Here is a 22,512-nt window from a genome sequence, read left to right on the forward strand (position 1 = left end):
ACGGAAGGGTAACGGTGCAAGTTGGATCCGCGACTCGTCAGGATCACGCGGAACGGCTGGTGCGGTTCAGCCACTCCTTGTACCGCCAGGCGAGTGCGTCCCGGTGTGGGGGGCGGGGGAGGTCGAGCCGCGGGTGGATGACGCCGAGCTCGTCGAGGCTCGGGCCTTCCGGGCGGACCTCAACGGCCAGCGTCTCGGGGTGAATCGCGAAGAGGTGAGCATCGAACGCTCGGTGGAGGGCGGCGTTCATCGGTAGGCCGTTGCGAGCATCGGAGCTTCCGCCGTCTGCGTCGCCACGTAGATGGGCAGCTTCTATCATCTGCGGCACTGCGATGCCGGAGAGGGGGCAGCGAGGCCCATAGCGGCGGAACACTTCAAGCTTGAATCGAGCCTGATCGGGTCGGACGGTCATGGAGGAAGTGCGCTTCCGGCTACGGTTGCCCTCTAGCGAGAACGGCTCGTCGTCTGAGCAATCCCTGTCGATGATTCGCTCGGGGGCCTTGTCGCCGAACTCGACGAGGAACAGACTGCTCTCGTCCTCCCAACCTTCAACCCAGGCAAGTTGAACGGTGCGGTGATCGCCCACTTCGGCGATCACGAACACAGGAAGCTTGAGTTCGGCCGCGGCCTTTGTGGCGTTGACCTCGGAGAGGTCGCGCCCTCGGGCCTTGGTTACCGGGTAGTGGTAGAGCACCCCGGTCTCGCTGAGGTCATCGGGATAGTGCTGGCCCGTGTGTTTGAGCCCCATGGTCACGCCGTCGGGATGCACCTTCTTCGTACGCGACAGGTCCGCCCAGATGCCTCGGAAGTTGCCATATGCGCCGACATCCCGAACAGCATCAGCGGTAAGTAGTCCGTTGTCGTCTCGGCGGTCGACAAGGTTGGCCCACACCGCGAGTCGCCAAGCACGTTCCAGTTCCACCGTCTGAGAGTGGCTATCCAGCACCGTGAACCCCAGCCTGCGCAGTACCTTGTTGGTCGCTGCCTCTCCGCCGTCGAACTGATCGTTCGCGAGCGCGCCGGCGTCCGGGTGTTGATGTCCGTGGGCCACACCTGCGATGGCTTTTGCGTCGTAGAGCCGGCCGGCGTGGCTGACGTAGTAGCGGGTCGAGGCGCCGAAGTCGTACCGCTTCCGGAACGCGATCCCGCCGAGGTCGTCAAACTCGGCAAGGGTCGCCTTCACGGCCTCGGCATCGGTCAAGTCTTGGATCTTCACTGGCACCCCTCAGTCATCTGTGTCGAGTTGAGCGTAGACAACAGGACTGACAGAGCTTGTCGAGCTCTTGCCGGAGCGGTGGCCGTCCGATACCGGGCTCCCCGCACCGCGGGGAGCCCGGTGTCTACGATCGCCTGGATCTGTGGTCGACCACCCGTGTCGAGGCGGTTAATAAAACTGCATCACCGGGGTGATGCATCATTCCGGGCCCTACAGCAGGTTGACGTACCGCGCGGCGACGAGGGCGCCGACCGCGAGGGCGAGGCAGGTCATTGCGGTCCGGGTGAGGGCTTGCAGACGCAGTGTGCCGTCGCCGCTTTGGAGTGCCTCGCGAATGATTTGAAGAAAGTTCTTACGCGCCGACATTTTCTTTGTCTCCTCCGATGCTAGTTGTTGCACTACACCTAGTTATTTAGGTGTAGCAACCATCTAAATTTCGCTCAAAGAAAAATAGATGCGCTGCTTCGGGGAGACTCTCACCCCAAGGGAAGGGCCAGAAAGTCACTTTGACGAATCGTTATCTAGCTGAGTGCTGGAGGAGACAGCAAAGGGCGCCAAGCAAGCTGAAGTTGCTTGGCCCCCTTGCCTCCGCCTACGCCGCAGCGGCGATGTCCACCCCGAGCGCGGCGATCAGCTCGGGGAGGTCGTCCCACTCCCACACCCGCGCCCGTTCCATGCGGTCGAGGGGGACAGGCGCCGAGCAGGCCCGCCCGCCCGAGCAGGTCACGGCTGGCGGCCCGTCGGGGGCACTGTGCAGGGTGAGTTCGCCCTCGCACCACGGGCACGGCTCGGGCAGCGGGGTCTCGCGCTGGTCGAGGCCGAGGGCGCGCAGCACCCGGGCCTCGGCGATACGCGCGGTACGGCGTGCCTCGTGCAGCAGGTGCAGCGGCAGAACTTCGTACGGGGGCGGGGTGAGGGCGCCGTCGAGTTCGCGCTCGGGCTCGGTGTCCTCATCATGCACGCGCCCCTCGATCCACACGCACGCCCAATGCAGACCGTGCGCCCGCGATCCGGCTGCGCGCCGACTGTCAGGTGCGCTCGGGTTGGGGGACAGCCAGGCTCGGGGGTCGCCCTGCTCGGTGCGCTGCACTGCGGCGGCGAGGGTGTCGGCGAGGTCGAACACGAGCTGCTCGACCGCGCGCGCCGTGTCGAGCGCGCCGAGGTTGAGCGGGGCGGGGTGCTCGCGAAGCACGAGCGGCGCCCGGTCCTCGACGGCGAGCTGCTCGTCGTCGCCCTCGCGCATGGTGTGCGCGAGCTGCCTCGGTGGCCAGTGATCCGCCGGCGGCGTCTCGATCGCGAGCAGCACGTCGGCCCACCGGCCCCGGATCGTTCGCAGTGCGCGCACGGTCTCGTGCACAGCCTGTGCGTAACTCATGCGCGCACCGCCTTGGCGCCCGTGCGCAGCGCCTCGACCTCGGCGGCGTACTGGTCGCGCTCGGCCTCGGCCTCGACGATGGCCTGCTCGGCGGCGGCGACTCGGTGCGTCAGTCGCAGCGCCGCGGCCTGCTGCCCGCTGGCCGAGCGGCGGAACGCGTCGCCGTCGGCGATCTCGGCCTCGACGAGCTGCCGCAGCTTCACCGTGTCTTCGGGGCTGAGCACGCCTCGGTCGGCGCGGGCGAGTAGGACTCGGATCGCTGCGCGTCGGGCGTCGCGGACGGCCTCGCGGGCGTCGCTCCGGCCGTGCCGAGACCGGGTGCGGGTGGTGGTGTGCAGGTTCATGGTGTGGTCTCTCCGTTCTCGGCTCGGCGAGTCGTCGAGCAGGTGGTGCAGGTGGTCGGGCACGGCCGGCGGCCGAGGCGGCGTAGCTCGCGGTCGAGGCGGTCGTCGATCCGGACCGCGTAGGCGAGGGTGGCGCCGAGGGCGAGCGCGAGCGTCACGGCGAGGGCGAGCAGAGCGGCGCTCATGGGGTCGTCTCTCCGTTCGTTCGGGTATGGCGTAGCAGCCGGTCGAGGGCGCGCCGAGCGCCGCGGGTTTCCCGCGCGCGAGGCGCGACCGGTCGCGCGGGTTCGTCTGCGGAACCGTGGTGAACACCGACACCATGAACACCACCCGGGTAGCTGTCGGTCATGTGCCATCCCTCGATGGCGAGGCGGTCGGCGAGGGCAGCAACGACGACAGTCGCGCGGTTCGGCGGCACGTCGAGCTCGTCGGTCAGGTGCGCGGCGATAACGGCGCGCGCGGCGGCGGGGATCATCGGGCCTCGCCCCCGCCGCTGGTGTGCCGAGCGCGAGCATCTCGTCGAGGCGCCGGCGGTTGGCACATGATCCGAGCGAGGCGCACCTGCTCGTCGTCGGCCTGCTCGCCGTTGCCGAGGTGGGCGAGCAGCGCCTCGACACGCGAGGGGTGCACGCCAGTGAGCGGGCGCCGGCCCTTCCCACGGTTGCGGAAGCTGCTCCGGCACTGCTCGTCGACGGCGGCGAGGCAGTACGGGCACCGGACGCCGAGCGGGTCGGGGAGACCCTCGGCGACGAGCTGCTCGCGGTGGGCGCGGGCCGGCCGGAACTGCCGGAGTTCGGCGGCGACGTGCGCGGGCATGTACCGGCGCGGGCCGGCGCCGACTCCGGACATGAGCGCGGCGAGACGTTTCTGCCCTGCTGCGTTGATCTCGGCCCGGTACTGCGCGGGCGCGGCGTGCCCGCGGGCGACCGCGGCGCGGGTGCCGAGCAGTTCCTCGCACCATGCCTGCGGGTTGTCCGGGTCGGCGGCCGGCACCGGGTCGGTGTGACGGTTCATGAGCTCGGCCCGGTGAGGCCCCCACGCGGCGAGCAGGTCGTGCGGCTCGATCGGCCGGTACTGCGAGCTCTTGTTCCCTCCCTGCTGCTCGTAGTAGCGGCGGGTAGCGCGGGCGGCGTCCCATCCTGTTTCGGGCATGGTCGCCGGCACGTCGGCGACGGCGGCGGTCCACTCCGAGATGGTGCGGGCGGACTGCTGCGGGTCGGCGAGGGCTCGGCGCACGCGGCTGTCGAGGGTTCCGGCGAACGCGAGCAGGGCGGCGATCTGTTCGGGCTTCATGGGGTGCCCTCCTTTTGGGCGAGCAGGGCGAGGCCGGCGGCGAGGTTGTCGGCGTAGCTCGCGGTCGAGGCGGGCGCCCGCGGCGGCGCGCTCGGCGCCGGCCGGTCGAGGTCGCTCCAGACCTTGAGCCAGTAGCGGGCCGCTTTCGGGGCCTCGCCCGGATTGGTGCGGCGCGCGGTGAGGTCGACCAGGGCCTCGACGCCGTGCGCCTGTACGAGCCGATAGACGTCGCGCTGGTCGCCGAGGCCGAGCGACCACCGGACGGCGATCGAGGCGGCGACGAGAGCGGCGTCGAGCGGACGCAGTTCGGGAATCAGCGCTGCCGCGGTATTCGTCGCGCGCGGCTGCTGCTGTTCTTGAGGTGAGTAGCTTCTTTTGTTCTGGGGGCCGGTAGCCGGCCCCCCGGGGGCCGATCTCCGGCCCTCCCCCGGGCCGGTAGTCGGTCTCCCCGGGGCCGATGTTCGGCCCGGGTCGGATATCGGCCCGGGCCGCTCACCGGTCCCCCTCGCACCGAGCAGGGGGAAGCGGTAAACCGTTTCTCCGCCCGGGCCGAGTTCGCCCTCGACGACGGCGAGCTCGCCCGAGGCGAGCAGGGCGTCGACGGCGTCGCGGACCGTCGACCGGGCGGCGCGGGTGCGGCGGATGAGCGAGGCGGTACCGGCGTAGGCGACGCCGTAGGCGTCGGCCCGATCAGCGATCGCGAGCAGCACCAGACGAGCGGCGCCTCGGCTGTCGGACTGGGACCAGACCCAATCCGTCGCGGCGAGGCTCAACGGAGCGTCTCCTTAGGGGAATCGGCGAGCCCGGAGGTTCGGGGCGGCCAGCGAGCGCGGCGGGCGTGTGGGCGGGGCACCGGGTGCCGACGATGTAGCGGCGGGTACCGATGGCGTGGAGGTGCCGGCGGCGTCATCCCAGAAATCGCAGATCAAGCCGCAGACTCGGCGCCCCCGACGTACCGGGCGTAGACGCGGTATTCGGTCACGGCGCCCTCGCTCACGCTGCGGGCGACCGCTTCGAAGCTGCCCGCCGGCGCGTATGCAGGCAGACGGGCGTCCCGGATGGCTCGGGCGGCGGACGATGCGCTGTCGAGGCTGCTCGGCCTGCGCACAACTCCCCACACCTGCGGGTGTGCTCGCAGCTCTCGGGCAATCCGTGCGTGCTTGGTGTTGCGCTGCTTGGGCGGCGGACCCATGTACTCAACGGTGCTCATGACCTAGCCCCCTCTGTAAACAGACGTGAACGACCCTGGTCACGGCACGGCAAAACCGGCAGGTAGGGTGTTCACGTTCATGAACATTGACGACCCTAGGTCGGCCAAAAGTGCACGTCAACGGGATTGAGGGTTGTGCATTCCGGGATGCTGGCTGATTAGATGGCCACGACTGTTCACGTTTGATTACAGGAACGGGAGGTGTGGGGGAAGTGGGCGTGATAGACGAACCCGAGCTCGACCGCGAGCTCGGTACACCCTTCGCGGACCTGGTCCGAAAGACTCTGGCGCGGCGAAAGCTGTCGTACCGGGGGTTCGAGGCTCTGGCCGTCGACCCCAAGACGGGGTACGCACCCCCTCACACGCTGGTGTGGAAGATCGACAAGGGCCAACCCGTCAAGATCTCGCCCGCCCTATGCCGGGCGGTGGCCGTCGTGGCCGAGCGCCCGGTGCGCGAGGTGCAGATCGCAGCCGCGGCCGAATACATCGGGCTCGTCGCTGACGATCCGTTCGGTGAGTCGGTCGGGGACGCGAAGCGCAGCGTTGCGCACGTCCCCGGACTCACGGCGGACGACATGCCTCTCGTGCGTGACCTGCTCCGCAAGCTGGAGGGTGGGGCGGCGTAGCGGCGAGCTAGTCCTGCTCGGCAGCTCGTTCGGCGATCGCGTCCGGGCTCATCCACCATGCGACGAGCTGATACACCGTGGTCAAGCCGAGCTTGGCCCGAAGATCACCCAGAGCGATATTGATCGTCTTCGAGCTGTAGCCCACCTTCTTGGCGATCTGCTGCTGATCCTGCCCTGCGCACAACGCGCGCAGGATCGCCCGCTGTAGCGGCGTGGTGATCGTCGGCTGCTGCGGGGGCTCACTGCCGTGCCAGTCGAGGGCGTTCTGCCAGTCAAGGTCAAAGGCCGCGGCAAAGTATCCGCACGTTGCGCGGTCGCGCACGAGGTACGCGCCGTCAAAACTCGGGCGGCCGTCGGCGTGATCCTCGATGATCGCGAACTCTCTGTCGACCAGGACCAGGCGCATGAACGGGCGCGTGAGCGTGCGGAAGTGCGCGCCAAGCGCCGTCAACAGGTTCACTCGGTCGACCGCCCCGGGGTTCGAGCGGCTGCTCGTGCTGTAGAGCGTCCGCATGGCGACGCCGCGCTCAACCGCCGAGCGGTCGCGGTCCGTTGACAGGTCAATGACCTTCCGCGGGCGTGGCCCCGGCTGCGCCGTCAGCAACTCGTGCCGTGCGCCGTCGACAGCGACCGCGAGCGCGGCGTTCACAGCCTCCTTCCCCTCGATCCAGGTAGACGCCGTGCCCGCACTGCGGGGTTGCTCCGATCGGCACGAGCGAAGCTGTGCGACGAAGGATGGAATCTCGGCAAGCTGCCGCGACGTGGCTTCGAGCTGCTGCTGCACCGAGTCGCGCAGCCGGCCCTCGATCTCGTCGAGGTCGACGGCGGCGTACCTGCTCGGCTGGAATCCATCGGGGATGATCAGGCCAGCGCCGAGCAGCCGCTGAACGGTCCGGCGGTCGCTGGCCTGGATGGGCTTGCCTTCGGCGATCAGGCCGTACACGCGCAGCTCAGTCTCGGACAGCCTTGGAGATCCCGGCACGCGCCCCCCTGCACTTCGGATCTTGGAACTTCCTATGTCTGACCTGGGGAAAGCCTGTTCGATCCCCCCAGAGTCGGTCAGGGTATCGGGTAGTGGAATCTATGTCGCCGGTGTATCTAGGCGGCATATTCAACATTTCGGAGGGGACTCGCAAATGATCATGAAGGGGATTCGCTGTGGGCTCGCCACGGCCCTAGCCGTCGGTGCGCTCGCGGGCGCCATCGTCGCCGTCCACGCGGACACCCCAAGCCCCGTGCGGGCTGACAGCTCGTGGAACGTCGCGCCGCTGCCGACGGAACCGCCCGCCGAGCCGGCGCCTGCCGAGCCGACGGCGGCACCCCTCGATAGCTCGTGGAACTAGCGGACGGACAGCGCAACAAGATCGACGAAATGGGGAGCGCCCCCACGAAGGGCGCGACCGCGGGGGGCGGTAATGATCTCTGTAATCCGGACGCCGCTCGATAACGGTGTGTGGGCTGTCGCCACCGCGACAAAGGGCACCACGTACATCGCTGTCGACGCTCAACACATCACGCCGACGGGAGCGCGCGCCCTCGAACGCGTGCTGAACGAGATGATCGAGGATGACCCCGGGGGCGCGGGCGCCGCCCCCCGGGCCGCATGACGAAAGGGCCGCACGGCACGAGCCGTGCGGCCCCTTGGGTGAGTCTTCGGCATCACGAGGGGTGCGCGCCCCCCTTTGGTTCGATCCTTCCTGGCAGGCGGCGATCGTGCTGGGTGGGCTGCTGATGTGGTGCCAACGTGATGCCGGACTGCTCTGGAGTAGTCGGCACCGGTCGACACTCGAACAAGCAGTAAGGCGCTCTGACCTGCATGTTCTGACACTCGCCGGTACCGACTAGAACCCCCTAGTATGAACGATCTTGAGCTCGTAATGCGTAGGTCTCGGGTTCGAATCCCGAAGGCGGCTCCAGCGAAGCCCCAGGACTCACTCGCCGTGACCTGGGGCTTTTGCTTTTCCCGGCGGAGGGCTCGGCCCCGTCGTTGCGCCGCACGTGTCGTGCGGGATCGCCAGGCGCCCCGGTTCGAGGGGTGGTGCCGCGCGCCTTCGGTTGGCAGGTCCCTGTCAGGCGTGGTGTGTGCGCCGCTGTTCCGTGCGGCGAAACGAACACCCGCCGGAGAGGGCCGGCATGTGCACGGTTCAATACACCGTGTATTAAATACGTGTTGTATCGTTCCCGCGTGGCCCCATCGAAGACTGCTTCCACTGATTCCGGACGGCCGCCCCGCCGTCGTGTGCACACCCGCGAGCGGCTGCTCGACGCCGCAGGGCGGGTGCTCGTCGATCGGGGGTACGCGAAGACCACCATCGAGGACGTGTGTGCGGCGGCCGGATACACCCGGGGAGCCTTCTACTCCAGCTTCGAGAGCAAGCAGGAGCTCGTCCTGGCGCTGTTCGACCGTCACTCCGCATACCGGCTCGACCAGTTGGAGGCTCTGCTGCGCGCTCCGGAGCCCGGGGCGGCCCGGCGGATCGGGGAACTGCTCCTGGCGGTCGATCCGGACGAGCGGGGCTGGATCTTGCTCTTCCTGGAGTTCCGGCTCGACGCGGCCCGCAATCCGGAACTCAGCGCGCGGCTCCACGAGCACGACAAGGCGGTCACCGGTGCCCTCGCGCACCTGCTGGAGCGCAACGGCGCAAGCGTCGCCGCCCAGAGCCTCGCCACGTTCCTGCTCGCGTCCCGCGAAGGCATTCTCGCCCGGACCGCCACCGACGGACCCGGCAGCCATGAAGCGCTGGGCGCCGCCGTCGACGTACTCGCCGAACTGCTGCCCACCCTGCTGCCCTCGCTGAAACAGCCCTGAACAGCCCTGGAACAGCCTGCCACCCGGCTGCCCGGTCAACCGAGAGACGTCATGCACGCAACCACTCAGTCAGACCCACGGCGCTGGAAAGCGCTGATATTCATCGGCATCGCCCAGTTAATGGTCGTGCTCGACACGACCATCGTGAACATCGCCCTGCCCTCGGCCCAGCAGGACCTCGGCATCTCCGACGGCAACCGGCAGTGGGTGATCACCGCATACTCGCTGGCATTCGGCAGCCTGCTGCTCTTCGGCGGCCGCATCGCCGACCTCACCGGCCGCAGGCGCGCGTTCATCATCGGGCTGCTCGGCTTCGCGGGCGCGTCCGCGCTCGGCGGCCTCGCCGTCGATCCCGGGATGCTGCTCGGAGCCCGGGCCCTGCAGGGTGTGTTCGGCGCGCTGCTCGCCCCGGCCGCGCTCTCGCTGCTCGCGGTCACCTTCACCGAACCCGCCGAGCGGGCGAAGGCGTTCGGAATCTACGGCGCGATCTCCGGTGCCGGAGGCGCCGTCGGTCTGATCATGGGCGGTGCGCTGACCGAGTACCTGAACTGGCGCTGGGCGCTGTTCGTCAACATTCCGTTCGCCGTCGCGGCCGTGATCGGCGCCGTCACCGTGGTCCGCGAGCCGGCGGGCGCCCGCAACGGCGCCCGCCTGGACCTCCCCGGTGTCGTCCTGGCCACCGCCGGACTGCTGTCACTGGTGTACGGGTTCACCCGCGCCGAGTCCGACGGATGGACCGCCCCTGTCACCGTCGGCCTCTTCATCGCCTCGGCGGCCCTGCTCGGCACTTTCGTCTTCGTCGAGGACAAGGTTTCCGCCCCCCTGCTGCCGCTGCGGGTGGTGACCGAGCGCAACCGCGGCGGCATCTACCTCTCCCTGGGCCTGGCCGTCATCGGCATGTTCGGCCTCTTCCTGTTCCTCACCTGCTACCTGCAGGTCGTGAAGGGGTACACGCCGGTCGTCACCGGTTTCGCATTCCTGCCCATGATCGTCGGGATGGTGGCCGGATCGACCCAGATCGGCACCCGCCTGATGACCCGGCTGCCGCCGAGGCTCCTCATGGGGCCCGGCTTCCTCACCTCGGCCCTCGGGATCGCGCTGCTCACCCAGATCAGGGTCGACAGCTCTTACGCCGGTCTGATCCTGCCCGCGCAGATCCTCCTCGGCCTGGGGATGGGTACGGCGTTCATGCCCGCGATGAGTCTGGCCACCCGCAGCGTGCAGCAGCAGGACGCCGGTGTGGCCTCCGCCATGGTCAGCACCTCGCAGCAGGTCGGCGGCTCCATCGGCACCGCCCTGCTGAACACCATCGCGGCCGGAGCCACCACCAACTGGCTCGCCGCACACACCCGTCCCGGCGCCGACCCGGCCGGCCTGGCCGGCCAGGCCGCCGTGCACGGCTACGCCACCGCGATCTGGTGGGCGGTCGGTATCCTCGTCGTGGCCGCGGGCGTCGCCTTCCTCCTCATCAACGCCCCTCGGCAGAACGGTGGTTCCGGTGTGGTCGGGGCCGGACCGGAGAAGGCCGACGCCGTCCCGGCGGCAGCCGCCCACTGAACGCCGGCACACGTGAGGAGCCGCCGGACGGAATCCGGCGGCTCCTCACGCGCAACACCTCACGCGCAACACCTCACGCGCAACACCTCACGCGCAACACCTCAGGCGTTGCCCCCCACGCCTACGGGTTCGTGAGGACCGCCTTCATCACCGAGCCTTCCGCCACGGCCGCGAGCGCGACCTTGTGATCGTCCAGCGGGTAGGACGACACCAGGCGCCCCAGGTCGAAACGGGCCGCCAGCGCGGGCAGCAGGCGTACGTACTCGACGAGGTGCGCCCCGGTGAACGCCCGGGATCCGACGACGTCGAGCTGCCGGTACACGATCTGGTGCGGGTTGAGCAGGGTGTCGGCGGCGTCCGTGTACTGGCCGATGACCAGGTAGGAACCGCCACGGTGGGCCAGAGTGAGGCCCTGGGCGACGGCCGTGGGCACACCCGCGCACTCGATGACGAGGTCGGCCCCGGCGCCCCCGGTCTCGGCCCGGACCCGGTCCAGGACGGCCGCGGTGCCGCCGGGCGCGGTGGTGCACACCGGTCAGCTGCTCGGTGAGGTCGGCAACTCCGGCAACAGCAGCGAACCGCATCTGCACATCCACGCCGAACGCGAAGGCGTCGGACTCGACCTCCGGTTCACCGGCATCACCGGGACGCTGCACCGCGGGCGCGCCCTGCGCACCTGACCACACTCCGGCTCCGCCCCGGCTCCGGCTCCGCTCCGGTTCCGTCGCCATCGGGCTCCTCCACGTCATGCACTCCAGGACACCTTCGCCATGGCCGCTTCCCAGAAGGGCATTCCGTGTCCCCGTCGTCTCCGCCGTACGCGGACTCGGCGCGCCTACGCGCGCTGGACGCACGGGCCGGCGGCGTTCAAGGTCGACCTGGCGGTCGCGGGCGGGGTGCCGTGGCGCGACGAGGCCTGCCGGCGCGCCGGGACCGTGCACCTGGGCGGAACGCCGGAGGAGGTCGCCCACGCCGAGCGGACCGTCGCGCGCGGCCGCATGCCGGAGCGTCCCTCCAGGACCAGTACTCCCTGTGGCCCCGAGCCGTCCGCGACGGAGGGCGACCGGCCGGGGCGCGGTCGCTGGGGCGTCGGGGTGGGGCTACGTTGGGAAGGCTGGACCCGGGCGACTCGTGGCAGGAGGCCGGCATGTCGACACGGTTGCGCAAGGTGGCGGTGGGGGTGGCCGCGGTGGGGCTGGTGGTGGTGCCTCTGGGTCTGGGGGCGGGGTACGCCCTGGATACGCCGGCCGCTCCCAGGGCCTCGGCCTCGGCTTCGGCCCCGGTCGCCGCCGACCAAGGGTTTCCGCAGCTCACCCCCGCCGTGGCGAGTCAGCTGGACGAGGCCGTCCAGAAGGTGATGGCCGAGGCCGAAATACCCGGGGTGATGGTGTCGCTCTCCGCGCCCGGCAAGGGCGCGTACGTGCGGGCCTTCGGGGTCGCCGACAAGGCCACCGGCCGGCCGATGAGCACGGACCTGAACATGCGCATAGGCAGCGTGACCAAGACGTTCACCGTGACCGCCCTGCTGCAGTTGGTCGACCAGGGCAAGGCCAGGCTGGACGACCCCATCGGGAAGTACGTGTCCGGGGTGCCCAACGGGAACCGGATCACGTTGCGCGAACTCGCCGGGATGCGGAGCGGGCTGTACAACTACTCCGAGGACGAAGGGTTCTTCAAGGCCCTGACGAGCCACCCCCGACGGCCCTTCACCCCCCAGGAGTTGCTCGCGTACTCCTTCAAGCACCCGGTGCTGTTCGAGCCCAACGCGAAGTTCTACTACTGCAACACCAACCTGATCCTGCTGGGGCTGGTGGTGGAGAAGCTGAGCGGGCAGAAGCTCAACGACTACATCAATCAGAAGGTCGTCGTCCCCGCCGGGCTGCACCACACGCTCTTCCCCGTCGGCGCGGAGTTCCCGACCCCGCACTCCCAGGGGTACACCGACCAGACCGCCACCGGGAAGGTCGAGGACGCGGCCGGCTGGAACCCCTCCTGGGGCTGGGCGGCCGGAGCCATGATCTCCGATCTCGGTGACATGAAGACCTGGGCGAGGGTCCTGGCCACGGGCACGCTGCTGAAGCCCGCCACCCAGGCCCAGCGCCTGAACGTCGTCGAGGCGCTGCCCGGCACCGGCTACGGCCTGGGCATCTTCAACGTCCAGGGCTGGATAGGCCACAACGGCTCACTGCCCGGCTACCAGGCGCTGGCCGTGTACCTGCCGAAGCCGAAGGCCACGCTCGTGGTGATGCTGAACACGGACATCTCCTACAAGGGTTCCGAGCCCAGCACCCTGTTCGGCGAGGCGATCACCAAGGTCGTCACCCCGGACCACGTCTTCAGCCTGCCGGCGCAGTCCGTCACCGGACACTGACTGCATGTACGAGACCGGCCCGGCCGGGCGCCCGTCGAAGCCGGCGACCCGGGCCGGGCCGCCGCTGACCTTCGTGCAGCTCCGGCAGATCGCCCTCGAACCCAAGTGGCGCGGCTGACAAGGCCGTTTCCGCGGCTCACTTCGCGTCGGCGTAACACTCCACGATCGCCGTGGTGAACGGGAAGCGGACCGGGGTGTCGCCGAAGGCGATCCGGCCGGCCCGGTCACCGGCCGCGCGGATCGCCTCGGCGACGGCCGCCGCCTCCTCGGCCGGGCAGTGCACGATCACCTCGTCGTGCTGGAAGAACACCAGCTCGGCCCGCATCCCGGCGCCGGCGATGGCCTGCCGCAGGGCCGCGAGCAGCAGCAGCGCCCAGTCGGCGGCACTGCCCTGGACGACGAAGTTGCGGGTGAACCGGCCGCGGGCCCGGGTGTTCGCGGAGGCGTGGCTCGGCGTCCAGCCGTCCTCCCGGTCCTGCGGGATCCCGGCTTCGCCGTCCTCGTCGGCGCCGACCGGAGGTGGCGAGGTCCGGCCCAGCCAGGTCCGTACGAGGCGCCCCTCCTCGCCGGCCTTCGCGGCGTCGTCCACGTACGCCACGGCCTGCGGGAAGCGGCGGCGCAGCGCGGCCAGGTTCTTCAGGCCGTCGCCGGACGTCTGCCCGTACACGGCGCCGAGGACGGCGAGTTTGGCCATGTCCCGGTCGCCGGAGAAGCCCTGGCGGGAGATGGCCGTGTAGAGGTCCTCGGGGCGCCCGGCCACCTCCATGAAGGCGGGGTCGCGGGAGATCGCGGCCAGGACGCGGGGCTCCATCTGGTCGGCGTCGGCGACGACGAGCCGCCAGCCGGGGTCGGCGACGACGGCCCTGCGGATCACCTTCGGGATCTGCAGGGCCCCGCCGCCGTTGGTGACCCAGCGGCCGGTCAGGGTGCCGCCGGGGACGAACTCGGGGCGGAAGCGGCCGTCGCGCACCCAGTCCTGGAGCCAGCCCCAGCCGTGGGCGGTGTAGATCCGGTACAGCTTCTTGTACGCGAGGAGGGGCTCGACGGCGGGGTGGTCGAGCTCCTGGATCTCCCAGCGGCGGGTGGACCCCAGCCGGATCCCCGCCTCGGCGAAGGCCTTGACGACATCGGCCGGCAGTTCGGGGCGCACGCGCCGGCCGAACGCGGCGGAGATCTCGTCGGCCAGCTCGGCGAGGCGGCGGGGCTCGCCGCCGCCGGCGTAGCGCTCGCCGAGGAGCTCGGTGAGCAGCGCGCGGTGGACGTCGGCCCGCCAGGGGAGGCCGGCACGGTGCATTTCGGCGGCGATCAGGAAGGCGGCGGACTCGGAGGCGGTGAGCAGGCGCATGCGGTCCGGGTGGGCGGTGGCGGCGTGGCGCCTGGCCTGGTCCTCGTAGACGGCGACGAGCGCGTCGAGGGGGAGCGGGGTGGGCTGGGGGTCGAAGAGGGAGTCCTGCGCGGCGGGCGTGGCGGAGCGCTGCGGGGGATCGGGGGGTACCGGTGCCCCGGTGAGCCGTGCCCAGGCGGCTGCCGCCGAGCGGGGTTCGCCGAAGCGGCCCTCGTGGGCGAGGAGGAGGAGCTCGGCGTCCTCGATGTCGTGGCAGCGCTCGACGCGGATGCCGGAGGCGAGGAGGCGGGGGTAGACGGCGGCGGTGCTCCGCCAGACCCAGCGGGTGGCGGCGGGGGCGGAGCGGATCGCGTCCGCGGGGTCCCGGAAGGTGAGGGGCCCTCCGGGGGCGGGGGTGGAGGACGCGGGGGTGAGCGGCCTGGCGTGCCAGAGGCCGTCGGCGGCTTCGGCCAGGGCCCAGTGGGGGGTGCGGTCGCTCATGGGTGCGAGTGTCCCACCGGGGGCTGACAGGGCGGGGAACCCGCACGGGTGCGTCGCCGTTGCGGGGGCTCCGCCCGGACCCCCGCGCCTCGAACGCCGACGGGGCCGGGTTCGGCTCCGCCCCGGGCCCCGGGCCTCCGGGCCCCGGGTCTCCGGGCCCCGGGCCTCAAGCGCCGTCGGCGGGGCCGGATGTGCCGGGCGGGCCGGTGGGGGTGGGAGGGGGGCGTGCCAAGCTGAGAGGGTGAGAGAGATTGTCGATCGTGCCTGTGAAGCCGCCCTCTACAACCAGGACGACGCCGGACTGGATGCCGGGGCCTCGGTGCTCGTCGGCGACGGCGGGCAGTGGGACGCGGTCGGGCGGGAGCTGCTGGCGCGTGGGGAGGCGTACGTACGGCAGGCCTGGGAGCGGGGGTGGCAGCCCGCCGACGTGCTCCGGCTGGTGGGGCGGGACCTCGGCGAGCGGCATCTGCGGATCACCCGCGACCTGATCGCCGGCGAGGCGCGCCGGTACGCCCGCCTGCCCGAGCGGTGGACCGACGCCGAGGTGTGGTGGGCGGACGACGCGGAGTACGGCGAAGGGCTCGCGCGGCGGGAGCGGACGGACCGGTTCTCCCTGGCGACCGCCGTGCTGGAGGTGTTCCGGCTGCTGATCCGGCTGCCCTCGATCGAACCGGTGGGTCCGGTCCCGGGGGACCCCGCCGCCGATGCCCTGGAGCACGCTCACATCGAGCCCCGCATGCTCGGGCGGATCCGCGCCCTGCTCGCCAAGGCGGAGGCGACCACGTTCCCCGAGGAGGCGGAGGCCCTCAGCGCCAAGGCCCAGGAGCTGATGGCGCGGCACACCGTCGACGAGGCCCTGCTCGCCGCGAGCGGCAAGGGCCCGGCCCAGGTGCCCGGCGCCTGCCGGATCGGGGTCGAGGCGCCGTACGAGGAGGCCAAGGCGGTGCTGCTCGACGCGGTGGCGACGGCCAACCGCTGCCGGGCGGTGTGGAACAGCGGCTTCGAGTTCTCCACGGTGGTGGGGTTCGAGAGCGACCTGGAGGCCGTGGAGCTGCTCTACACCTCGCTGCTCGTACAGGGCACGGCGGCCATGACCCGCGCCGAGGCCGCGCAGCGCTCCGGCGGACGCAAGCGGACCAAGACGTTCCGGCAGTCCTTCCTGCTCGCGTACGCCAGCCGGCTCGGCCAGCGTCTCGCCGAGACCGCCGAGCACACCGCGGCCGAGGCCCCCGACAACCTGCCCGCCCTGGTGGCCCGCGACGTCGCCGTCACCTCCCGGGCGGACGAGATGTTCCCCCGGACCACGACGACCCGGCTGCGCGGGGCCACCGACCACGCGGGCTGGGAGGACGGCACGGCAGCCGCCGACCGCGCGCACATGGGCGGCAGGCGCCGCCCGCTGCCCCGCTGAGGGCCGACGGGCGAGGGCCGAGGGCCGAGGCCTAAGGCCGGTCGCCCTCGCTCCGCAGTGCCTGCGTCTCCGATTTCAGGATGCGCATCGACTTGCCCATGGAGCGGGCCATGTCGGGCAGCTTCTTCGAGCCGAAGACCAGCACGCATACGACGAGCAGCAGGATCAGGTGCCAAGGCTCAAGGGCATTGCGGAGCATGCGCGTTCCCCCAAAGGACGACGGGAATTCCGGGTGTGATCCTGACCATCGAACAGGGCCCCGCGCATCCGTACAAATCTGAAGAAATCCTGAAGGACTCCATGACTGCACGACCGGACCACGCCCGCTCATCGCGCCGCACGGCACCGTCCGGGGCGCCCGGCGACTCCTCATCGGCCCCCGATCGGGCCTTGATCCGGGCCTTATAAGGGCCTGATTCGTCCCTGATCCACCCGAGTTCGCCCCTGACAGTGATCGGGGGAGCACCCTCCGCGTGCACGTGCATCTGCCCATGCATGCGCTTAGGAACACAGCTATGATCCGGTGCAGTTGACATCTGCACTATCGGGGGCTTCCTGTGGACCACGCGTACAACGGGATGGCAGCTGCAGAACTCGACGGAGTGACCTGGCAGAAGAGCAGACACAGCAACTCACAAGGTTCCTGCGTCGAGTTCGCGAAACTGCCGGGTGGCGCGGTCGCCATGCGCAACTCGCGCTTTCCGGAAGGGCCGGCGCTCGTCTACACGCCGGCCGAGATCGAGGCGCTGCTGCTGGGCGTCAAGGACGGCGAGTTCGACCACCTGATCGCCTGACCGCTGAACGAACGGCCGGAGGGGCGGCCGGAGGAACGGCGCACTGATCAAGCCATGCACGTGCACTGGCCGGGACTGATCGAAATGATCAACCCCGGCCAGTTGGCGTATTCGTGCAGCCGACGCGTCCCCTACTCGGGAAGCATGAACAGCGCCCAGACCACCTTGCCGGTCAGCCGTCCCGCGAGCGGGTGCCAGCCCCAGCTGTCGCTGTAGGCGTCCACGAGGAACAGCCCGCGCCCCGACTCCAGGTCGCAGTTCTCCTGCGTCCGCTCCGGTGCGAACGACCCGCCCGGCCGGTCCTCGCTGGGGTCCCGTACCGCGCACACCAGCCGGGTGCTCCACCGCATCAGGTGCAGCCGTACCGAGGCCTCCGGCTCGCCCGAGCCGCCGGCCGCGGGCCGGGTGTCGTCCGGCAGGGCATGGCGCAGGGCGTTGGTGACCAGCTCGGAGACCACCAGGGCCACATCGTCGAAGCGGTCGTCCAGGCCCCACTGGGACAGGGTCGACCGGGTGAACGAACGGGCGCCCCGCACCGCCTCGAAGCGGGCGGGCAGAGCGCAGGAGGCGGACCCGGAGACAGCCGTGGGGTCGACCGGGGGCAGCCCCTGCCGTAACGGCTCGAGCATGGTCGATCCATTCGTCCCCATGCGAGGCACTCCCGGGATTCGCGGGCGGAGCGGGCTCCGACCAGAAAGAACTGCGGGGTGGGTCCGGCGCCGGCGCGAAGCACGCAGGTGCGCGGCACCATCGTTCCGAATGCAGAAGCTGGATGCAAGGGCAGATGCACGTGCACGCGCCGGACCTGTCCACTCCCGTGATGGTTCTTGCTCATTTCTTCCTACGCATACTTACGGACTTCTTTTGCGGCGGGGCGGATTCCGTTACAGAACGAGTACGGGCAGGTGCGTTTTGGTGGCAGACTGCGGGACCTGGGGTACGGGGGCCCCGGCGACGCACACCACGCGCAGACCACGCGTACACATGGCGATGGGGAGGGCAGGACTAGTGACCGCAGAAGCAAGCGGTTCTGTGGTGCGCCGCATACTCCTGGGCTCTCAGCTCAGGCGACTCCGAGAATCCCGCGGCATCACCCGTGAGGCGGCCGGCTACTCGATCCGCGCATCCGAATCGAAGATCAGCCGCTTGGAGTTGGGAAGGGTGAGCTTCAAGGCAAGGGACGTCGAGGACCTCCTCACGCTCTACGGAGTCACGGACGGCGCGGAGCGGGAGTCCCTCCTGGGGCTGGTCCGCGAGGCCAACGCGGCTGGCTGGTGGCACAGTTACGGTGACGTGCTGCCCGGGTGGTTCCAGACGTACGTCGGCCTGGAGGGCGCGGCCTCGCTCATCCGGATCTACGAAGTCCAGTTCGTCCACGGCCTGTTGCAGACGGAGGCCTATGCCCAGGCCGTCGTCAGCCGCGGCATGCCGGGCGCCACCAAGGCCGAGATCGACCGCCGCGTCGCGCTGCGCCTGGAGCGCCAGAAGGTGCTCGTCTCCGAGAGCGCCCCGGTCTTCCACGCCGTCCTCGACGAGGCCGCGCTGCGCCGCCCGTACGGCGACCGCGACGTCATGCGCGGACAGCTCGAACACCTCATCGAGGTCTCCCAGCGGCCCAACGTGCAGCTCCAGGTGATGCCCTTCTTCTTCGGCGGCCACGCCGGCGAAAGCGGAGCCTTCACCCTGCTGCGCTTCCCGGAGTCCGACCTCCAGGACATCGTCTATCTGGAGCAGCTCACCAGTGCCCTCTACCTGGACAAAGACGAGGAGGTGGCGCAGTACGAACGGGCGATGGAGCGGCTTCAGGCCGACTGCCCCGACCCCGACCGGACCAGGGATCTTCTCCGCGGCCTGCTCCAACTGTCTTGATTCGCACGTAGTATGACGTCTGATCAGTGCATGATGACCGATCGGTCTCCGGTGCAGCGCACGGGTGCGCGCTCGCAGTAAGGGATGGCATGTCCATATTCGACGACCTGGCTCACCAGTACATCGACGGCGAATGGCTGGCCGGCACCGGTTCGTGGGACATCATCGACGTCAACCCGTTCAACGGGGAGAAGCTCGCGGCCATCACGGTGGCCACCGTCGAGCAGGTGGACCAGGCCTACCGCGGCGCCGAGCGCGCCCAGAGAGAGTGGGCGGCCACCAGCCCGTACACCAGACGCGCCGTCCTGGAACGCGCCCTGCGGATCACCGAGGAGCGCGAGAAGGAGATCATCGAGGCGATGATCGACGAGCTCGGCGGGACCCGTCCCAAGGCCGAGTACGAGGTCTGGCTCGCGAAGGAGTTCATCCGCGAGTCGATCCAGCTGGCCGTCCGCCCCGAGGGACGGATCCTCGCCTCGCCGGTCGAGGGCAAGGAGAACCGGGTCCAGCGCCTCCCGGTCGGCGTCGTTACCGTGATCAGCCCCTTCAACTTCCCGTTCCTGGTCACCCTGAAGTCGGTCGCCCCGGCCCTGGCGCTGGGCAACGCGGTGGTGATCAAGCCGAACCAGAACGCACCCGTGGTGGGCGGCGGGGTCATCGCCAAGATCTTCGAGGACGCGGGCCTGCCGGCCGGACTCCTCAACGTGCTGGTCACCGACATCGCCGAGATAGGCGACGCGCTCCTGACGCACCCCGTCCCGAAGGTCATCTCCTTCGCCGGATCCGACCGGGTCGGCCGGCACGTCGGCTCCGTCGCCGCGCGGCACTTCAAGCGGACGGTCCTGGAGCTCAGCGGCAACAGCGCCCTCGTCGTCCTCGACGACGCCGACATCGACTACGCGGTGGACGCGGCCGTCTTCAGCCGCTTCGTCTACCAGGGCCAGGTCTGCATGGCCGCCAACCGGATCCTCGTGGACGCCTCGATCGCGGAGGAGTTCACCGAGAAGTTCACGGCCCGCGTGCGGAACCTGAAGACCGGCGACCCCCACGAGGCCGACACCCACATCGGCCCGCTGATCAACTCCTTCCAGGCCGACGCCCTCACCGCGCTCGTGGACGAGGCAGTGGAATCCGGGGCTCAGGCCCTCGTCCGCGGATCTACGCGCGGCAACCTGGTGGAGCCGACCGTGCTGGCCGGAATCCCCGAGGACTCCCCGCTGCTCGGCCAGGAGATCTTCGGCCCCGTGGCGCTGCTGGTGGTCTTCGACGGCGAGGACGAGGCCGTACGGCTGACCAATGCGACCCCCTACGGGCTGAGCGGCGCCGTGCACACCCGGGACGTGGAGCGCGGCGTGCGGTTCGCGCAGCGGATCGAGACCGGGATGATCCACGTCAACGACTCGACCATCGGGGACGAGCCGCTCGCCGCGTTCGGCGGGGAGAAGTCCTCGGGGCTGGGCCGGCTCAACGGCGAGGCCACGGTCGAGGCCTTCACCACCCAGAAGTGGATCTCGGTCCAGCACCGCAGGACGAGCTTCCCCTTCTGAGTTCCCCTTCCGAGGGCGCCCCGGCCCGCTCACGACCGCCCCCCGGGCCGGTTTTCCGCCTTCCCTCCTGCGCATCCGGCACGCCGCCATGCCTAGACTCGTGCGAGTCAGCGGCGGGCAGCGTTCCGGGGGAGACCTGAGTTGAGCAACATTCCGGAGACGGGGCGTACGCCCCGGGTCCAGAACCGCCTGGTCATCATCCAGGTGGTCGTCTTCTCACTGCTGCTCACCCTCGGCGGGCGCCTCTGGTACCTCCAGATACGCAATGGCCAGGAGTACACGGACGAGGCGAAGAACAATCACACCCAGCAGGTCGTCCAGCCCGCCGTGCGCGGCTCGATCCTGGACGCCCGAGGGGTGCCGCTCGCCGACAACGAGACGCGCATGGTCGTCTCCGCCAGCCGTACCGACCTGACCAAGATGAAGGACAAGGGCAAGGGCGTCCTGACCCGGCTCGCCGGCGTCCTGGGCCTCAAGCCCGAGGACGTGGTCAACAGCGTCCGGCTGTGCGACGCCAAGACCCCCAAGCCGTGCTGGAACGGTTCCCCGTACCAGCCGATCCCCGTCACCGACGAGGCGACCACGGACCAGGTGCTGGAGATAAGGGAGCACACCGAGCAGTTCCCCGGCATCACCGCCGAGCCGACCGCCCTGCGCCGCTACGCGGGACCCGACGGGGCCAACACCTCGCAGGTGCTGGGTTACCTCTCGCCCGTCACCGACGCGGAGATCACCAAGGCGAAGAAGACCGACTCCCCGTACCTGCGCTCCGACCAGGTGGGACGCTCCGGCCTGGAGCGCACGTACGACAAGGAGCTGCGTGGCAAGGCGGGCGTCACGCGCTACGAGGTGGACAACCTCGGGCGGGTCATCGGGCAGGCGCAGGGCGACAAGCCGACGCCCGGCTCGAACGTCGTCACCTCGATCGACTCGCGCGTACAGGCGGTGGCCGAGCGCGAGCTGAACAACGCGATGATCGAGGCCCGCAAGACGTACGACAAGAACACGCACAAGAACTACGCGGCCGACTCGGGCGCGGTCGTCGTCATGGAGGCCAAGACGGGCCGCATCGTCGCGATGGCGTCCAACCCGACCTACGACCCGAACGCCTGGGTCGGCGGCATCTCCGCCAAGGACTACGCGGCCCTCACCGACAAGGACTCCAACTACCCGCTGCTCAACCGCGCGATCCAGGGCCAGGCGGCCCCGGGCTCGATCTTCAAGGTCGTCTCCTCGACCGCCGCGGTGAACGCCGGGTACCCCTTCAACGGGCGGTACGGCTGCCCCAGCTCGTACTCGGTGGGCAGCCAGACCTTCACCAACTTCGAGTCGCAGGGCTACGGCGACATCACCATCGGCCGGGCCCTCGAAGTCTCCTGCGACACCGTCTACTACGCCATCGCCGACAAGGAGTGGAAGAAGGACGGCGGGATCAACCCCAGGAAGGACCCGGGCGACTGGTTCTTCAAGACGGCCCACCAGTTCGGGCTGGGCAAGGCGACCGGCGTCGACCTGCCGAACGAGGTGAACGGCCGGGTCCCCGACCGCCAGTGGAAGAAGGACTTCTTCGAGGCGAGCAAGGCCGCGTGGTGCCGCGACGGCAAGAAGGACGGCTCGTACGCCGAGAGGATCGCGTACGAGAACTGCCGCCAGGGCAACCAGCTGCGCGAGGGCGACGCGATCAACTACTCGATCGGCCAGGGCGACACCCTCGTCACCCCGATCCAGATGGCGTCGATCTACGCGGCCATCGCCAACGGCGGCATGATGCACCAGCCGGGCATCGGCAAGGCGATCGTCAGCGCCGACGGCACGTCGGTCAAGGAGATCGCGCCGAAGGAGCAGGGCCGGCTGCCCATGGACGCGGAGCTGCGCGACGACATAGACGGCGCGCTCGCCTCGGTGGCCACCACGGGCAGCGCGGCCTGGCGGTTCGGCGGCTGGCCGCAGAAGCAGATCCCGATGCACGCGAAGACGGGCACGGCGGAGGTCCAGGGCAAGCAGACCACCTCGTGGTTCGCCTCGTACACCGAGGACTACTCGATCGTCATGACGATCTCCCAGGGCGGTACGGGCTCCGGGGCCTCCGGGCCGGCGGTGCGCAAGATCTACGAGGCGATGTACGGGCTCGACGAGAAGGGGAACCAGGACCTCTCCAAGGCCCTGCTCCCGAAGCCGCAGACGGCGCTCCCGGCCATCCGCCCCGACGGCGCCGGGAACTAGCCCAAAAACAGGCGGGATTGAGGACAGAAACTGACCTCAATC

General features: G+C 69.9%; 23 protein-coding genes and 1 pseudogene. 10 read left to right on the top strand and 14 right to left on the bottom strand.

What is annotated here, in order from left to right:
- Nucleotides 1-43 precede the first annotated feature (43 nt).
- The 9 genes from ABTY04_RS14475 to ABTY04_RS14515 form a co-directional block, all read right to left on the bottom strand.
- A complete protein-coding gene (locus tag ABTY04_RS14475) occupies nucleotides 44-1,216 on the bottom strand; it encodes an HNH endonuclease (RefSeq protein ID WP_352213696.1) in 1,173 nt (390 codons plus the stop codon).
- 210 nt (nucleotides 1,217-1,426) lie between these two features.
- On the bottom strand, nucleotides 1,427-1,582 hold the full coding sequence (locus ABTY04_RS14480) for a hypothetical protein (RefSeq protein WP_352213697.1): 156 nt from the start codon (nucleotides 1,580-1,582) through the stop codon (nucleotides 1,427-1,429).
- Between the two features lie 226 nt (nucleotides 1,583-1,808).
- Nucleotides 1,809-2,591, bottom strand: coding sequence for a hypothetical protein (locus ABTY04_RS14485; protein WP_352213698.1), 783 nt, complete (start codon nucleotides 2,589-2,591; stop codon nucleotides 1,809-1,811).
- Nucleotides 2,588-2,935 carry a hypothetical protein gene (locus ABTY04_RS14490; protein ID WP_352213699.1) on the bottom strand — a complete coding sequence of 116 codons (348 nt, stop codon included), beginning with the start codon at nucleotides 2,933-2,935 and terminating at the stop codon, nucleotides 2,588-2,590. The genes ABTY04_RS14485 and ABTY04_RS14490 overlap by 4 nt, the downstream gene beginning before the upstream one ends.
- Nucleotides 2,932-3,120, bottom strand: coding sequence for a hypothetical protein (locus ABTY04_RS14495; RefSeq protein WP_030383592.1), 189 nt, complete (start codon nucleotides 3,118-3,120; stop codon nucleotides 2,932-2,934). The genes ABTY04_RS14490 and ABTY04_RS14495 overlap by 4 nt, the downstream gene beginning before the upstream one ends.
- Nucleotides 3,117-3,410 carry a hypothetical protein gene (locus ABTY04_RS14500; RefSeq protein WP_352213700.1) on the bottom strand — a complete coding sequence of 98 codons (294 nt, stop codon included), beginning with the start codon at nucleotides 3,408-3,410 and terminating at the stop codon, nucleotides 3,117-3,119. Before ABTY04_RS14500 ends, ABTY04_RS14495 begins: the two co-directional genes overlap by 4 nt.
- Nucleotides 3,407-4,228, bottom strand: a complete 822-nt coding sequence (locus ABTY04_RS14505; RefSeq protein WP_352213701.1) for a zinc finger domain-containing protein — start codon at nucleotides 4,226-4,228, stop codon at nucleotides 3,407-3,409. Before ABTY04_RS14505 ends, ABTY04_RS14500 begins: the two co-directional genes overlap by 4 nt.
- The gene (locus ABTY04_RS14510; protein ID WP_352213702.1) at nucleotides 4,225-5,001 is read right to left on the bottom strand and encodes a hypothetical protein; all 777 of its coding nucleotides are present in this window, start codon (nucleotides 4,999-5,001) and stop codon (nucleotides 4,225-4,227) included. Before ABTY04_RS14510 ends, ABTY04_RS14505 begins: the two co-directional genes overlap by 4 nt.
- Nucleotides 5,002-5,153: 152 nt before the next feature.
- Nucleotides 5,154-5,438, bottom strand: coding sequence for a hypothetical protein (locus ABTY04_RS14515; protein WP_352213703.1), 285 nt, complete (start codon nucleotides 5,436-5,438; stop codon nucleotides 5,154-5,156).
- A 218-nt stretch (nucleotides 5,439-5,656) separates the two neighbouring features.
- Between ABTY04_RS14515 and ABTY04_RS14520 the strand changes: the two genes are divergently transcribed.
- Nucleotides 5,657-6,064 carry a hypothetical protein gene (locus ABTY04_RS14520; protein ID WP_352213704.1) on the top strand — a complete coding sequence of 136 codons (408 nt, stop codon included), beginning with the start codon at nucleotides 5,657-5,659 and terminating at the stop codon, nucleotides 6,062-6,064.
- Between the two features lie 7 nt (nucleotides 6,065-6,071).
- Here the strand turns inward: ABTY04_RS14520 and ABTY04_RS14525 are convergent, their stop codons facing one another.
- Entirely contained in the window at nucleotides 6,072-7,007 is a 936-nt protein-coding gene (locus ABTY04_RS14525; RefSeq protein ID WP_352213705.1) for a LuxR C-terminal-related transcriptional regulator, read from the bottom strand.
- Nucleotides 7,008-8,249: 1,242 nt separating this feature from the next.
- Here ABTY04_RS14525 and ABTY04_RS14530 point away from each other — a divergent pair.
- Together ABTY04_RS14530 and ABTY04_RS14535 are read left to right on the top strand one after the other, a co-directional pair.
- Nucleotides 8,250-8,873, top strand: a complete 624-nt coding sequence (locus ABTY04_RS14530) for a TetR/AcrR family transcriptional regulator (protein WP_352213706.1) — start codon at nucleotides 8,250-8,252, stop codon at nucleotides 8,871-8,873.
- 51 nt (nucleotides 8,874-8,924) lie between these two features.
- A complete protein-coding gene (locus tag ABTY04_RS14535; protein WP_352213707.1) occupies nucleotides 8,925-10,430 on the top strand; it encodes an MFS transporter in 1,506 nt (501 codons plus the stop codon).
- Between the two features lie 121 nt (nucleotides 10,431-10,551).
- Here the strand turns inward: ABTY04_RS14535 and ABTY04_RS14540 are convergent, their stop codons facing one another.
- Complete coding sequence (locus tag ABTY04_RS14540; RefSeq protein ID WP_352213708.1) at nucleotides 10,552-10,962, bottom strand: zinc-binding dehydrogenase; 411 nt, start codon at nucleotides 10,960-10,962, stop codon at nucleotides 10,552-10,554.
- Here ABTY04_RS14540 and ABTY04_RS14545 point away from each other — a divergent pair.
- Nucleotides 10,955-11,110, top strand: coding sequence for a hypothetical protein (locus ABTY04_RS14545; RefSeq protein ID WP_352213709.1), 156 nt, complete (start codon nucleotides 10,955-10,957; stop codon nucleotides 11,108-11,110). The two genes, ABTY04_RS14540 and ABTY04_RS14545, sit on opposite strands and share 8 nt — an antisense overlap.
- A 467-nt stretch (nucleotides 11,111-11,577) precedes the next feature.
- On the top strand, nucleotides 11,578-12,801 hold the full coding sequence (locus ABTY04_RS14555; protein WP_352213710.1) for a serine hydrolase domain-containing protein: 1,224 nt from the start codon (nucleotides 11,578-11,580) through the stop codon (nucleotides 12,799-12,801).
- Between the two features lie 136 nt (nucleotides 12,802-12,937).
- Here ABTY04_RS14555 and ABTY04_RS14560 read toward each other — a convergent pair whose 3' ends face one another.
- Nucleotides 12,938-14,626, bottom strand: coding sequence for a bifunctional 3'-5' exonuclease/DNA polymerase (locus ABTY04_RS14560; protein WP_352213711.1), 1,689 nt, complete (start codon nucleotides 14,624-14,626; stop codon nucleotides 12,938-12,940).
- A 241-nt stretch (nucleotides 14,627-14,867) separates the two neighbouring features.
- Here ABTY04_RS14560 and ABTY04_RS14565 point away from each other — a divergent pair, with 241 nt between their 5' ends.
- Entirely contained in the window at nucleotides 14,868-16,037 is a 1,170-nt protein-coding gene (locus tag ABTY04_RS14565) for a DUF2786 domain-containing protein (RefSeq protein ID WP_352213712.1), read from the top strand.
- Nucleotides 16,038-16,068: 31 nt separating this feature from the next.
- On the opposite strand, the gene tatA is transcribed toward ABTY04_RS14565, so the two are convergent.
- Nucleotides 16,069-16,236: a Sec-independent protein translocase subunit TatA gene (gene tatA, locus ABTY04_RS14570; protein ID WP_352213713.1), complete on the bottom strand. Its 168-nt coding sequence runs from the start codon at nucleotides 16,234-16,236 to the stop codon at nucleotides 16,069-16,071.
- A 358-nt stretch (nucleotides 16,237-16,594) separates the two neighbouring features.
- Here tatA and ABTY04_RS14575 point away from each other — a divergent pair, with 358 nt between their 5' ends.
- Nucleotides 16,595-16,831, top strand: a complete 237-nt coding sequence (locus ABTY04_RS14575; RefSeq protein WP_352213714.1) for a DUF397 domain-containing protein — start codon at nucleotides 16,595-16,597, stop codon at nucleotides 16,829-16,831.
- Nucleotides 16,832-16,962: 131 nt separating this feature from the next.
- On the opposite strand, the gene ABTY04_RS14580 is transcribed toward ABTY04_RS14575, so the two are convergent.
- Nucleotides 16,963-17,481, bottom strand: a complete 519-nt coding sequence (locus ABTY04_RS14580) for an ATP-binding protein (protein WP_352213715.1) — start codon at nucleotides 17,479-17,481, stop codon at nucleotides 16,963-16,965.
- Nucleotides 17,482-17,821: 340 nt separating this feature from the next.
- On the opposite strand from ABTY04_RS14580, the gene ABTY04_RS14585 reads away from it, so the two are divergent.
- The 3 genes and pseudogenes from ABTY04_RS14585 to mrdA form a co-directional block, all read left to right on the top strand.
- Entirely contained in the window at nucleotides 17,822-18,700 is an 879-nt protein-coding gene (locus ABTY04_RS14585) for a Sco1979 family transcriptional regulator (protein ID WP_352213794.1), read from the top strand.
- An 89-nt stretch (nucleotides 18,701-18,789) separates the two neighbouring features.
- On the top strand, nucleotides 18,790-20,247 hold the full coding sequence (locus ABTY04_RS14590) for an aldehyde dehydrogenase family protein (RefSeq protein ID WP_352213716.1): 1,458 nt from the start codon (nucleotides 18,790-18,792) through the stop codon (nucleotides 20,245-20,247).
- A 141-nt stretch (nucleotides 20,248-20,388) separates the two neighbouring features.
- Nucleotides 20,389-22,461: pseudogene (gene mrdA / locus ABTY04_RS14595) on the top strand (penicillin-binding protein 2); the annotation flags it as partial.
- Between the last annotated feature and the right edge of the window lie 51 nt (nucleotides 22,462-22,512).

The organism is Streptomyces sp. NPDC097981, assembly GCF_040302565.1.
GTDB lineage: Bacteria > Actinomycetota > Actinomycetes > Streptomycetales > Streptomycetaceae > Streptomyces.